Raw genomic sequence first — 13095 nt, forward strand, 5'->3', positions numbered from 1 at the left:
GGGCGCGGGCGGGGAGGAACTGTTTTACGGGTGTAATACCTGCTAAGGTATTTGAGTGAGCGATACAACCATCCTGTCCAGGCAGCCCTCCGTCCGCAGACTCCCGCTGGCAGCCCCCTTGCGCCTCGCCCGGCCCTCGGACATGTGGTTCAAACCGGCACTGAGTGTCGTCGTCGCCACCGCGATACCGGATCTCGTGCTGTTCGCCATGGACCGGCTCGACCTCGTGATGTACACGATGGCCGGTTCGCTCTGCGCGCTGTACGGCCACAATCTGCCGTACGTCCGCCGTGCCCGAGCTGTCGCCGGAGTCGTCGTCTCCATGGTCATCGGCATGGCGATCTCCCTGGTCGCGGCCTCGCTCACCGGCTCGACCGCCGTTCTGATCGCGGTGGGCGCCCTGCTCGCGGCGGGGCAGAAGACGCTGTGCGACGCCACCCGCATCGGCCCGCCCGGACCGGTGATCTTCACGTTCGTCACGTCGGCCGCGCTCTTCGCCCCGCAGCACCTCGCTCAGGTGCCCGGCCACCTCGCGCTGACGCTGGCGGCGGGCGTGATCTCCTGGCTGGTCACGGTGGGTCCCGCGATGATCCGCAGGGAGGGCCCGGAGCGCCGGGCGACGGCCCGCGCGCTCGACGCGGCCGCGGCCTACGCCGCCGCCCCCGGTCACCGCACCCGGCGCGCCGCGGTCACCGCCGTGCACGCGGCCTGGCAGACCCTGCTCGCCGCCGGGCGCCCCACCCCCGCACGAGCGGCGCTCGAACGCCTCGTCGTCCACGCCGAAGCCGTGCTTGCCGGGGGTGCCCTCGGTACCTCTTCGGCCGCCCCCGCCGTTGAGCCCGACCGGCTCCGTGCCTGGGCCCGGCAGGCCCGCGCCCGCGGTCCCGTACCCACCCCGCCGCCCGCCCCGGGCACGTCCGACGAGCTGTTCGGCATCGACGCCGAACGGGCCGCCCGGGGCACCGGAAGCCGCCGCGACGCCCGCCGCGCGCTCCTGCGCGGCTTCGCCCCCGGCTCCCCGCTCCTGCCCATCGGCGCCCGCGCTCTCATCGGCTGCGCCCTGGCCGGATATGCCTCCCAGGCGGTCGGCGTCGGCCGCCCCTACTGGGCGATCGTCACGGCGGCCTCCCTCTACCAGGCCAATGTGACCTTGTCCTGGAACCGGGCTCTCCAGCGCACCCTGGGCAATCTGATCGGCGTCCTCGTCTTCGCCGCGGTCCTTCCGGTCAGCCGCACCGGGCCGCTGGCCCTCATCGGCTTCTGCCTCTTCTTCGGTTTCGCGGCCGAGGCCCTGATCACCCGCAACTACTGGCTGGGCTCCATCGCCGTCACCCCGATGGCCCTGCTGGTCCTGGAGTTCGGCGGCACCCATCCGGCCGGTGAACTCATCGGTGACCGGGTCCTGGACACCCTCATCGGCGCCGGGGTGGGCATGCTCGCCGCCATGCTGGTCACCAACCGGCGGGCCGCCGGACGGCTCGAAATGGCGCTGGACGCCACCGACCGGGCCCGCGCCCACGCCGTACACGCGCTCGCCGCACCGCGGCCCACGCCCACCGCCCTCGACGCCGCGCGGCGCAGGCTGACGGGATCGCTCGTCGAGCTGCGCGAGGCGGACGACATCGCGGCGGGCGAATGGTGGCAGCGGGCCCTGCCCCAGGAGCAGGTCCTCGCGGCCGAGCAGGCCGGACACCGTACGCTCGCGGCGACAGCGAAACGGCAGGGGCTGATCGCCTCCGCCCAGGAGAACGGAGCGGTGTGACCGACGACATCGTCGCCTCGGTGGTACGGCAGTGGCAGGCCGTCAACCCGGAGCTGGACACCGGCCCGATGGAACTCATCGGCCGCATCAACCGCTGCGCGGCCCTGCTCCAGCAGGCGGAGGACGCGCCCCTGCGAGCCGCCGGTCTGACCCGCGCCGAGTTCGACCTGCTCGGTGCCGTGCGCCGTACCGACCGCGAGCTCACCCCCGGCGAGCTGGCCAGGGAGACCTTCTCCTCCGGTGCCGCCGTCACCAAGCGCCTGCGGGTCCTTCAGGAACGCGGACTGGTCGATCGCCGCAGCGACGACCGCGACCGTCGTGTCGCCCATGTCCGCCTGACCGAGGAGGGCCGTGAGCTGGTCGACCGGCTGCTGCCGCGGCAGCTGGCCTACGAACGCGCGGTGCTGTCCGGTCTGGACGAGCAGTCCCGTACGCGACTCAGCGCTCAGCTCAGCGAGTTGCTGGTGCAGTTGGAGGGCCGTATCGGCGGCGCCCGGCACTGAACCGGGACCGGGGCCCGACAGGACGGTCCGGGGTCGGACCCGAAGCGCGTCGGCGCAGGCCCAGGCCGGAGGCGCCGCGGAACTCGCATCGGCGGCGCAGACGGCCCGGTCGTCAGTGGATGCCTTTCTGTATCGGAGGGCGACCTTGATGTGGGCGCCGAGCATCCGGGCGAGGTCCGCGACGCGTTCGCGAACCAGGTCGGCCTCGATGCGGGACGCGGTCATTGCGCGAAGTGATCTTGTCCGGTCTCGTCAGGTAAGGCCGAGGCCGGCTCAGGGGCGGCGGTGGTCGCGGGCAGCTTGACGGAGGGCTGCGGCCAGGAGATCTCCCTGCTCTTGTCGGCGATCCGGTGTTGGGCCAGGACGGTTCCGGTGTGGTCCATCGCGGCGAGCAGGACCGCCGCGGTCTTCTCGGCGGTGTGGGAGCCGCGGACGGTCTTGCCGTCCACCGCGAGAACTGCGACGGCAGCACCCCCGGCGTCAACGCCTCCGGCGGACCCCCCCGCCCCCGCTGCGCGTCCGCGAGCCGGGGTTCAGTCGCTGACCTCGACGGACCCTGTGATCCTGCCGCAGCCGAAGTGGTCCAGCACCGTCACGTCGTACCGTCCGGGGCCCGCGTCCTGCCGAATGGTCGTCTCCCCCTCGTAGGCCTTGCCGCGGAACGTCAACTTTGCCGGTCCGTCGAAGGCGTCCGAGGAGGCGGAGACCGTCTTCTCCTCAGGGTCGGGGCCCTCGTCGCTCGCGGTCAGCTCCACCTGCTCGCCGGGGTGGGCCTCGCCGGACGAGAAGAGACTCGGCTCCACCAGGTAGGGATACGGGGCGCGTTGCTTCTCCTCGGCGGTCCTGGTGACGCTGAACTCAGCGGTGACGATGTCTTCACCGCCCGCGTTGCGCATCACGGCCGTGTAGTCGCCGACAGGACGGGAGATGTAGGCGCGGCCCTCCCACTCACCTTCAGGGAGCGGGGTCGCCGTCCCGTCAGTGCCGTAACTCGTGTCTGACAGAGACACCTTGCCGCCGCTGAACGCCTTCGAGTAGATCACTCCGGGCCGCCCGCCGGCCGAACCACCGCCTGCGGTACGGACCTTGACCGTGGCGTACGCACAGCGAGCGCCCGCGTTCTCGACGGTCAGTGTGTATCCGCCGCCGTTCCCGACCGCGCCGGCGGGAGCATGGGAGGGCCCGCCGGAAGGGCCACCGGAAGAAGCCGTGCAGGCAGACACGCCGAGCAGGGAAACCACTGCCCATACACCTCGTATGCGTGCGAATGTTCGATAGCGCGTGGTGATCATTTAGGCAGTATCACAGGTTCAGTCGGCCTGCCGCCTTCCGATCGCACGTCTCGATCACATCCCCATCCGGACGTTCCGGGATACGTCTCCGGTCCGCCCGGCCCAGCGAAAGGCACTTCTGCACCTCATGCGAATACGTTCCGCGCTCCGGTCCCTGGGGATCGGCGCATGCCTCACAGCGATCTGCGTCTTCAGTGTCACCGCCGCTGCCGCCGACCCGGCAGACCCGCCGGCCACGGCGAGAGTGTCCCCCTCACCCACGGCGTCGCCCGCTGTCGCACCACTGCCTGTCGGCAGCCCTTCCGCCCCGAGCCGGCAGGAGACGCCGACCGACAGGTCCGCCTCCGGACCTGCCACCTCTGCGCCCGCGACGTCCGCGGCCATCCCTTCCGAGCCTGGCGCTTCCGCGTCGCCTTCCGAGCCGGCGCCGGAGGAACCGACGCCGGTTCCGGACCTCGACCGCTGGTCCTCCGCCGACGCCACGGCGTACCTCACACCCGAACGCATGGCCGCGGCGAAGCCCTGGCCGGGCAGCGACAAGCCCGACACGGCCCCTTCCCCGCGGACGGCCAGTGAGCGTTTCGAGGGGTTGCCGGTAGCCGGAACCCTGTTCCGTGTCGAGGGCAGCGGCGTCTACTTCTGCAGTGCCAGTGTCGTCTCCAGCCCGAAGCACAACATCGTGCTCACGGCCGCGCACTGCCTGACCGGCCGGGAGAGCGCCAACCAGCTCGCCTTTGCCCCCAAGCTCCAGAAGGACAGCGCCGGGAAACTCGTCGCCCCCTACGGCCTGTTCTCCGTCAAGCGTGAAGGCGGGCGGTCGCGGGTATGGATGGACCGGCGTTACGCGACCGACAAGCAGGCCTACGCGCAGTATGACGTGGCCTTCCTTGAGGTCGGACCGGGCAAGGACAACCGCCAGGTCGAGGACACTGTTGGAGGCAACCGACTGAGAACCGACGCCGGGTACGACCACAAGGACGTGCACCTGGTCGCGTATCCCGGCGCGAATCCCCCGCCCCGCACCTGCACCAGCACCACCCGGAAGGAATCGTTCTCCGGCTGGCCGGGCTCCTACCTGCGGATCGACTGCGATGGATACAGCGGCGGCTCCTCCGGCGGTCCGTTCATCGCGAACTTCGACGCGACGACCAAGACCGGTGACGTCGTCGGCGTGATCGGCGGATACAAGACCGGCGGAGCCACTGACGACACGTCCTACAGCTCGTACTTCGGCAAGGACATCAAGGCCCTGTACGACTCGGCGGTGCGCGGTGACAAGCCTCAGACCGGTGGGGTACTCGGCGCCGCCAGCACGTGGAAGCACGCCACCCAGATCGCGTCCGGATACTTCACCACCACGCCTGCCGACTACACCAGCAGCGACATGGTGGTCCGCTGGTCCGACGGCGAAGTCACGCTCTACATCGGAGACGGGGATGGGGACTTCGAGAAGGAAGTCAAGCTGATCGGCCCCAACGAGACCTGGAAGCACGCCGAAGCCATCACCGCGGGCGACTACACGGGCTCCGACCTCTACGACCTTCTGGTGCGCTGGTCCGACGGCGAAGTCACCCTCTACAAGGACGTGTCCGAGCAGGGGAAGCTCAGCCAGGAGATCCAGCTCGCGAAGCCCAACGCCACGTGGAAGCACGCGCTTGGTCTGGCCACCGGCCGGTACGCGGGCAACAAGTGGCCCGACGACCTGATCGTCCGCTGGTCGGACGGCGAAGTCACCCTCTACACCGACGTGGACGAGAAGGGATTCCACGGCGAAACCCAGCTGGCGAAGCCCAACGCCACCTGGAAGAACGCCACCGTGATCACCGGCGGCGATTTCGACGGCAGCACCTCGACCGAGGTCTACGACCTCATGGTCCGCTGGGTCGACGGCGAAGTCACCCTCTACACGGACGTCGACAACCTGGGGCTTCACAAGGAGACCCAGATCAGAGCGCCCAACAGCCTCTGGGCCGACCACGCCAAACTGATCACCGCCGGCGAGTTCACCGACAACGGCTGGCAGGACGACCTGATCGTGGTGTGGACCGACGGCGAGGTGTCCAACTACATAGACACCGACCAAGGCGGCCTGGGCAAGGAATACACCCTGGTCACTCCGGGCACCACCGCCCTTCTCGCCGCTGAGCTCCCGCTCCTCCGCGGCACTGTGGGAATCCCCGAGGGAAGCACCGGCCCGCACGGCAAGCCGCGCGTCGTCCGCGTACACCCGCAGCGATGACGGCCGGTCAGTGATCGCCGGGCCCGTACGGATCACCCCGTACGGGCCCGTTCGCGTGCTGTCGAGGACGACTGCCGCGTCGGGTGCGTACGGAGGGTTTCAGCCCTCCCGCAGGTGCGGTGAGAGTACTGTCATCCACGAGGCGCGTACGGCGTTCCATTCCTTGGCGCACCCCTTCGCCCGCTCGGCGGGCAGGGCGTCCGGGCCCACCAAGCCCCGGTGGCGGCCGGAAGCGGCGCCGTAGACGTAGCAGCGGTGGTTGACTGCACGCCGACCGTCCGAGGAGTGCTCGTCGGGCCCGCCGTCGACATCCTCGTTCGTGACCTCGGACAGGTGCCAGGCCTCGGCAGCCGCGAGCAACTGCTGTTCGCCGGAGGCGCCCTTGCGCAGCAGCATCAGGGCGGCGAACTGGTCGGCGAAATCCTCTTCCCGGCCGTGCACGCGCAGTTCGAAGACGTCCACCAGGGCGTGCGCCGTCTCGTGGAACAGCGTTTCCAGCATGACGGCCGCCACGTCGTCGTCCGCCTGCCGGGGTCCGGCCCGCCGGAAAAGCTCCCGCGTTTCGGAGACTTCGTCGTAGCAGACCTCCACGCGGGTGAGCTCAGGGTCGTAGGAGGACCCTTCGCCATCACACGAGACCACGCCGACGGATATCGGGCGGTCCACCGTGACCAGAGCGGCGATCGCCGACGCGGCCTCCTCCACCACCTTCTGCCTTCGCAGGAACGCGGCGTCGTCCCGGTCGGAGCCCGTCGGTGCCTCGTACCGGATCGCGATGGCCGAACCTTCCGCCTCGGTACGGGAGACATCCGGCTTCTGGCAGCCGGACACACCGGCGACCGCTACCAGCACCATCCCCCCGAGGCACGCGCCGAACCGGCCCGCCGACCGCATCACCCCACCCGCTTCCCCGCATATCGCCGTCACCACCATCCTGCCCCGGCGTCGGGGACCGACGGAACGGCCAGTATCGGTGTCGGCTGCGAAGGGATCGACAAATCCCAGGGTGGGCGCACGGCCGCGACCGGCGCACGGACCACGGCGGCTCCACCGGGCCGGCGGGCGGCGGACCGCCCGTACCGATCGGCTGCGACACGAGATCGGCGTGACTCCGGGCGTCGGGTGATCGCCGCGGGTCCGGGGCGCCGGAGGATCACTGAAGTCGGACCGCGCCCAACAGCGCGGCGGAGCGGAGCAGTTCTTCGGCGCGGCGGACGAGCGCCTCGTCGTCACCGCGGTCGACAGGTGAGGATGCCATCAGGGCGATCCGGTCCCGCCAGATCGCCCCGGCCAGCGGGACGGCGACGGTGTTCACGCCCGGGACCGACTCCCCGCGGCTGAGCGCGTATCCGCGCGCACGGATCCCGTCGAGCTCCGTGAGCAGGGCGGACCGTGAGGTGAGGGTGTTCGGCGTGAGCGCCGACAGCTCCTCCTGCGGGCAGAGGGCGTGGACCTGTTCCGTCGTCATGCGGGAGAGCAGCAGCTTGCCGCCCGAGGTGGCGTGGACGGGGTACGTGCGGCAGCTCTCCAGCACGACCCGCACCGGATGCGGCGACTCCCGGCCGTCGGTGATGACGATCCGGTCGCCGATCAGCGCCGCACTCTGCACGGTCTCGCCGGTGCGGCGCACCGCGTCGTCCAGCACGGCCCCGAGCCGTTCGCGGACGGCCGTGCCGAAACCCGCCGGGCGGCCGAGCCGTACCAGCTCGGGACCGGCCGCATAGCCGCGGCCGGAGGAGTCCCGGGTCGCGAAGCCACGCCCCTCCAGGGTGCTGAGCACCCGGTGGGCGGTGGACCGGCCGACGGAGAGGAGCCCGGCGGCCTGCGAGACCGTCAGAGTGTCGTGGGTGAGGAACAGCTGCATCATCCTGAGCCCGGTGTCCAGCGATTCGATGGTGTAGTCCCGCGTCGGCTCCATGGTGTGTCCGTTCTTCTTCCTCTGCGCTTGCGGTGCGCCCCGCGACGGGACGTACCCGCACATGATCCGGGGTGACGGCCCGGATCGCGGTGCGGCTGTCGAAGGTGCCGTGGGCGGCACCGGTGCGCGGGTCCGCGGCGGAACGCGGGAGGCGATGAGCCGCGCCGCGTCACCCACACGACCTTGCCGTGCACCCGCGCCTCAGTCATGAATGTGCGCCTTTCGATCTGCTTCGATCGCATGTGCGCGTGTTCCGTTCTGCGGGACATCCTGCTGGATGGAATAAGTAACGCTTGGTGCTGATCTGCCAGATTCTGCTGGGTTTCGGCTCTCTCCAGGTGAGAGGTGGATGAAGCGGCCCCGGTGAGTGGCTGTGGCCACGTACCTCTCTGCGGTACGGAAGAGGGTCCTGGTCGCCCATCCCTCTTGATCGTTACTCCTTGTGCATGTGTGGAGGCTGTGCGTGCAAAAACTCGTGAGTGTATAACCGCGGGATCGCTCGCGCAGGGGGTTGGGTGAATGTGCCGAAGCACTGATTCGATCTGACTAAGCTCACGCGCAGCGCAGTCGAGTTGATATGAATTCGAGCGCTTGTGCCCAAGTGTCTCGTACGCGCGTATACCTCCCAGAATCAACCGCCAGAGGTTTTAGATGGTTCGTGTTGAATCACCGCCGATCGAACGAGGAATCCCCGTCGTTCGTGCCATGTTGCTGCCCGTGCTGCTGACGGGCGGAGCCACCGCAGCCGCGGTGGCACTGGTCTCCCCGGCCGCGCGGATACCAGTCGTCTGGTGCGGCGCGCTCGCCGCCGTCGTGGTCGTCGCACTCACCGTTCAACTCGCCCGCAGGGCGCGCGGTCTGCGTACCCAGCGCGCGGTCTACGAACGGCGCTTCGCCGACCTGGAACGGCGCATCGCCACCCACGACGACGAGACCGTACGGATCAGCAAGGAGCTCCTGCCGGCCGCCATCCACCGGCTGCGCGTGGGTAATTCTCCCGAAGAGGTGCTCCGGGACGTGGTGGACGCGGACGAGCTGTACCGCGACCTGCCCGATGCCCAGCGCACCCTCGTCTACACGGTGCTGAACATCATCGACGACGAAGAGGCGATGCGCGACTCCGCGCAGCGCGCCTTCGTCAACGTCGCCCGGCGCGTCCAGGCGATCGTCCACCGACAGGCGAGCGAGCTGCGGGAGATGGAGGAGCACCACGGGCGCAACCCCGACGTCTTCGACGACCTGCTCCGCATCGACCACGGCACCGCGCTGATCGGCCGGCTCGCCGACTCCATCGCGGTGCTCGGCGGCGCCCGGCCCAGCCGGCAGTGGCCGAAGCCCGTACCGCTGTTCAGCGTCCTGCGCGGCGCCATGTCGCGGATCCTGGAGTACCCACGGGTCGATCTGCACTCGATCGCCAAGGTCGCCATCATCGGCACGGCCGTCGAACCGCTCATCCACGCCTGCGCCGAACTCCTCGACAACGCCACGCGCTACTCCCCGCCGCAGACCCGGGTGCACGTCACCGCCGTCGAGGTGCAGACCGGCATCGCCATCGAGATCGAGGACGGCGGCGTCTCGCTCAGTGAGGAGGCCCGCGCGCGGGCCGAGAACATGCTGGCCAGGGCCCAGGCCGGCTCCAGCATGAACGACCTCGGCGAGTCCCCGCGTCTCGGCATGGCCGTCGTCGGACGGCTCTCGCGGATGTACGACCTCCAGGTCTCGCTGCGGCAGTCCGCGTACGGCGGCGTCCGTGCCGTACTCATCGTGCCCCGCGCCATGATCACCACCGGACCCGCTCCCGGCATCGCCCACGGCATCGGCGCCACGTCGAGGCCGACCAGCGACATCGACCAGGAGGCGATGAAGCACGTCGTGCCCGCACGTCGCAAGCCCCGCCCCGTGGCCGAGCGTCCCGCCACCGGACCGGTCGCACCCGTCACCCGGCCGGTACTCCCCGCGGCAGCCATGGAGGACGACGTCCCCGTGGTGACCGAGTGGACCGCGGGCGGGCTCCCGCAACGCCGCAGCCGCGGTCGTGCGCCCCTGGGCTCGCACAACCTTCCCGCACAGCACGCCGCCCCCGGCGCAGGACAGCGCAACGGCTACACCAACGGCCACCCCGCCGGCCACGGCCAGGGGCACGACGGCGGCAAGGAGCAGCCCCCGGGCCTCTGGCTGGAAGCCTTCACCAACGCCGTCAACGGGGTGCCGCAGGAGCCGAAGACCGACGAAGACTCTGATGACGCGTGGGACAAGGGAGACCTGAAGTGATCCAGCAGCGGGGAAACATGGACTGGATGCTCAAGGAACTGGCCGACGACGTGCCGGACATCCATCAGATCGTGGTGCTCTCCGCCGACGGTCTGCGCATCGCCCGGCACGGCGGCGACCCCGATGTCGCCGACCGCCTCGCGGCGGCCTGTGCCGGACTGCAGAGCCTGGCCGCCGCTGTCGCCTCCGAGATCCCGTACAGCGACGGCCTCATGCGGCTGGTCGTCATCGAAGTCACCGGCGGGTTCTTCTACTTGATGGCCGCCGGAACCGGTGCGTACCTCGCGGTCCTGGCCGGTGAGACGGTCGACGCGGGGCTCGTCGGGTCACGGATGCGGGACATGGTCGTCAGGATCGGTGCCCATCTGACGAGTCCGCCCCGCCACGACGGGCAGGCCGGATGAACTCTCCCCGACGAGAACGCCGAGAAGCCGATCCGGCGCTGAGCGATCCGGAACGGCTGTACGTGATCACCGGCGATCCCGACGGCAGCGAGCGGGCGCCGCTCGACCTGGTCACGATGGTCGTCGCGAAGGCCCAGCCGTCGCCGACGGTCCAGCCCGAGCAGGCGGTCATCCTGAGGCTCTGCCAGGCGCCGTTATCCGTCGCCGAGGTCTCGGCGTACTTAGGTCTGCCCTTCAGCGTGGTGACGTCGCTCCTCACGGAACTCCTCGCGACCGAACTCATCGAATCGCGCGCGCCCATCGTCCGCGCCACTCTCCCGGACAGGTCCCTTCTCGAAGCGGTGATGCATGGACTTCAGAAACTCTGACACGATCACCGGCCCCCGGCGCGAGGACGTCCTACCCACCACGGCGACCGCCGCGGTGAAGATCGTGATCGTCGGCGGGTTCGGGGTCGGCAAGACGACCATGGTCGGATCCGTCAGCGAGATCCGGCCGCTGACCACCGAAGAGACCATGACCCAGGCCGGTGTCGGCGTGGACGACAACTTCGGGGTGGAGAGCAAGACCGCCACCACCGTCGCCATGGACTTCGGCCGGATCTCCGTCAGTGAGGAACTGATCCTCTATCTGTTCGGCACCCCGGGCCAGGAACGGTTCTGGTTCCTGTGGAACGGCCTGTTCGAAGGCGCCCTCGGCGCGGTGGTTCTCATCGACACCCGCCGCCTCGAAGTCAGCTTCGACGTCATCGGACGGCTGGAGGAGCGCGGCGTGCCGTTCGTCGTCGCCGTCAACACCTTTCCCGACGCGCCGAAACACCCTGTCGAGGCGCTCCGCAGCGCCCTGGACCTCCCCGAAGAGGTTCCGGTGATCGACTGCGACGCCCGGCTGCGCGCCTCCAGCCGAGACGTACTGATGACCCTGATGCGCTATCTGCACAGTCTGGCCCTGCCGCTCGCCTGACCGCAGTACACACCCCCCGCGCGTCCCATCCGTCTGGTCCTTGGAATCCTCATCCTGGAGTGATCGTGACAACCCCATTCCCCTACGAGTCCGGAGCGGCCCAGGGGCCGGTTCCGCCCCCGGAGTGCCCGGCCCACGGTCTCGGTACCGGCCGCGGCGGTGTGCGCCGGTTCTACGGCCCGGAGGCCGAGCGCGACCCCAACGGGCTGTACGACAGACTGCGCGCCGAGCACGGCACCGTGGCCCCCGTACTGCTGCACGGTGACGTGCCCGCCTGGCTGGTCCTCGGGCACAGCGAGAACCTGCACATGACCCGTACCCCCTCGCAGTTCTCCCGCGACTCCCGGCGGTGGCGGGCCCTGCAGGACGGCACCGTCGCCCCCGACCACCCGCTGGCACCGATCTTCACCTGGCAGCCGATCTGTGTCTTCGCCGACGGAGCCACCCATGAACGCCAGCGCGGCGCGGTCACCGACAGCATGGGCCGCATCGACACCCGCGGGGTGCGCCGCCACGTCAACCGCTACAGCAACCGGCTCGTCAACGACTTCTGCCAGGAAGGCCGCGTCGACCTGGTCAGTCAGTTCGCCGAGCGGCTGCCGATGATGGTGATGTGCGCGATCCTCGGCATGCCCGAGGAGTACAACGACCGGATGGTCCAAGCCGCCCGAGACATGACCCGGGGCACGGCGACCGCCGTCGCGAGCAACGCCTATGTCCTCGAAGCGCTGACCCGGCTCGTCCGGCGCCGCCGCCGCGAACCGGCGGACGACTTCGCCACCTGGCTCGTCGAGCATCCTGCGGCGTTGAACGACCAGGAGGTCAGTGAGCATCTGCGGCTGCTCCTCATCGCCGCCTACGAGTCGACCGCCAACCTGATCGCCAACGTCCTGCGCATGGTGCTCACCGACCCCCGCTTCCGCGCCAGGCTCAGCGGCGGCCACATGACGGTGCCGGAGGCGGTCGAGCAGACGCTGTGGGACGAGCCGCCGTTCACCGCGGTCTTCGGCCGCTGGGCGGTCGGCGACACGGAACTGGGCGGCAAGCGGATCAAGGCGGGCGACGCCCTGATCGTGGGCATCGCACCGGCCAACAGCGATCCGGTGGTCCGGCCCGACCTGGGCGCCGACATGGCGGGCAACCGGGCCCACCTCGCGTTCAGCGGCGGCCCCCATGAATGCCCCGGGCAGGACATCGGACGCGCCATCGCGGATGTCGGCGTCGATGCCCTGCTGATGCGGCTCCCCGACCTCGAACTCGCCGTCGACGAGAGCGAACTGAGGTGGATCGGGAACATCATGAGCCGGCATCTGGTGGAGCTTCCGGCGGACTTCGCCGCGCGCCTGCCGCAGGACGACAAGGAACCGCCGTCCATGGGGAGGTTGAACCCGCAGCGGCAGGACCGGGAGGTGCAGTCGACGGTCCGGCACACCGCCCCTACGCCCGGACGCGCACCCGGTCCGGCCCCGGCCCCCGCCACGACCCGAGCGATGTCCACGGCGACGGCCACCGACAGGTCCGGGGACACCTCCGCCGAGCCGTCCGCCGCCGGCCGGATCCCGCAGCAGCGCGGCAGAACCGCACCGGCGAGGCTGTGGCGTGCCGTCTCGCGCTGGTGGAGTGGCGACTGACCCGACTCGCCCATCGGTGCGCGGACGGGACCGACCAGTGGCCCGGTGGCCGTGGCCCAACGGCCCGCGGCCACCGGGCCGGCCGCCGTGGACGTCCGGCGGAATCGGCCGT

The 13095-nt window shown here is 70.1% G+C and carries 12 protein-coding genes; 8 read left to right on the top strand and 4 right to left on the bottom strand.

Annotation, left to right across the window (positions count from 1 at the left end):
• The first annotated feature begins 55 nt into the window (after positions 1-55).
• Both ACZ68L_RS00880 and ACZ68L_RS00885 read left to right on the top strand, forming a co-directional pair.
• On the top strand, positions 56-1762 hold the full coding sequence (locus tag ACZ68L_RS00880) for an FUSC family protein (protein WP_469573056.1): 1707 nt from the start codon (positions 56-58) through the stop codon (positions 1760-1762).
• The gene (locus tag ACZ68L_RS00885) at positions 1759-2265 is read left to right on the top strand and encodes a MarR family winged helix-turn-helix transcriptional regulator (protein ID WP_351085938.1); all 507 of its coding nucleotides are present in this window, start codon (positions 1759-1761) and stop codon (positions 2263-2265) included. Before ACZ68L_RS00880 ends, ACZ68L_RS00885 begins: the two co-directional genes overlap by 4 nt.
• Before the next feature lie 221 nt (positions 2266-2486).
• On the opposite strand, the gene ACZ68L_RS00890 is transcribed toward ACZ68L_RS00885, so the two are convergent.
• On the bottom strand, positions 2487-2714 hold the full coding sequence (locus ACZ68L_RS00890; RefSeq protein WP_469573059.1) for a hypothetical protein: 228 nt from the start codon (positions 2712-2714) through the stop codon (positions 2487-2489).
• An 84-nt stretch (positions 2715-2798) separates the two neighbouring features.
• Positions 2799-3488: a hypothetical protein gene (locus tag ACZ68L_RS00895; RefSeq protein WP_469573062.1), complete on the bottom strand. Its 690-nt coding sequence runs from the start codon at positions 3486-3488 to the stop codon at positions 2799-2801.
• A gap of 574 nt (positions 3489-4062) precedes the next feature.
• Here ACZ68L_RS00895 and ACZ68L_RS00900 point away from each other — a divergent pair.
• Entirely contained in the window at positions 4063-5796 is a 1734-nt protein-coding gene (locus tag ACZ68L_RS00900) for a trypsin-like serine peptidase (RefSeq protein ID WP_469573065.1), read from the top strand.
• Between the two features lie 99 nt (positions 5797-5895).
• On the opposite strand, the gene ACZ68L_RS00905 is transcribed toward ACZ68L_RS00900, so the two are convergent.
• Both ACZ68L_RS00905 and ACZ68L_RS00910 read right to left on the bottom strand, forming a co-directional pair.
• A complete protein-coding gene (locus ACZ68L_RS00905) occupies positions 5896-6651 on the bottom strand; it encodes a DUF4344 domain-containing metallopeptidase (protein ID WP_469573067.1) in 756 nt (251 codons plus the stop codon).
• A gap of 298 nt (positions 6652-6949) precedes the next feature.
• A complete protein-coding gene (locus ACZ68L_RS00910) occupies positions 6950-7714 on the bottom strand; it encodes an IclR family transcriptional regulator (protein WP_469573068.1) in 765 nt (254 codons plus the stop codon).
• A 651-nt stretch (positions 7715-8365) separates the two neighbouring features.
• On the opposite strand from ACZ68L_RS00910, the gene ACZ68L_RS00915 reads away from it, so the two are divergent.
• From ACZ68L_RS00915 to ACZ68L_RS00935, 5 genes are all read left to right on the top strand, one after another.
• Positions 8366-9985: a sensor histidine kinase gene (locus ACZ68L_RS00915; RefSeq protein ID WP_469573070.1), complete on the top strand. Its 1620-nt coding sequence runs from the start codon at positions 8366-8368 to the stop codon at positions 9983-9985.
• A complete protein-coding gene (locus ACZ68L_RS00920) occupies positions 9982-10389 on the top strand; it encodes a roadblock/LC7 domain-containing protein (protein WP_093896207.1) in 408 nt (135 codons plus the stop codon). Before ACZ68L_RS00915 ends, ACZ68L_RS00920 begins: the two co-directional genes overlap by 4 nt.
• Positions 10386-10757, top strand: a complete 372-nt coding sequence (locus ACZ68L_RS00925; protein ID WP_469573072.1) for a DUF742 domain-containing protein — start codon at positions 10386-10388, stop codon at positions 10755-10757. Before ACZ68L_RS00920 ends, ACZ68L_RS00925 begins: the two co-directional genes overlap by 4 nt.
• Complete coding sequence (locus ACZ68L_RS00930) at positions 10738-11352, top strand: GTP-binding protein (RefSeq protein ID WP_469573074.1); 615 nt, start codon at positions 10738-10740, stop codon at positions 11350-11352. The genes ACZ68L_RS00925 and ACZ68L_RS00930 overlap by 20 nt, the downstream gene beginning before the upstream one ends.
• A gap of 65 nt (positions 11353-11417) precedes the next feature.
• Entirely contained in the window at positions 11418-12983 is a 1566-nt protein-coding gene (locus ACZ68L_RS00935; RefSeq protein WP_469573076.1) for a cytochrome P450, read from the top strand.
• Positions 12984-13095 lie beyond the last annotated feature (112 nt).

This window comes from Streptomyces sp. NPDC104309, assembly GCF_055584025.1.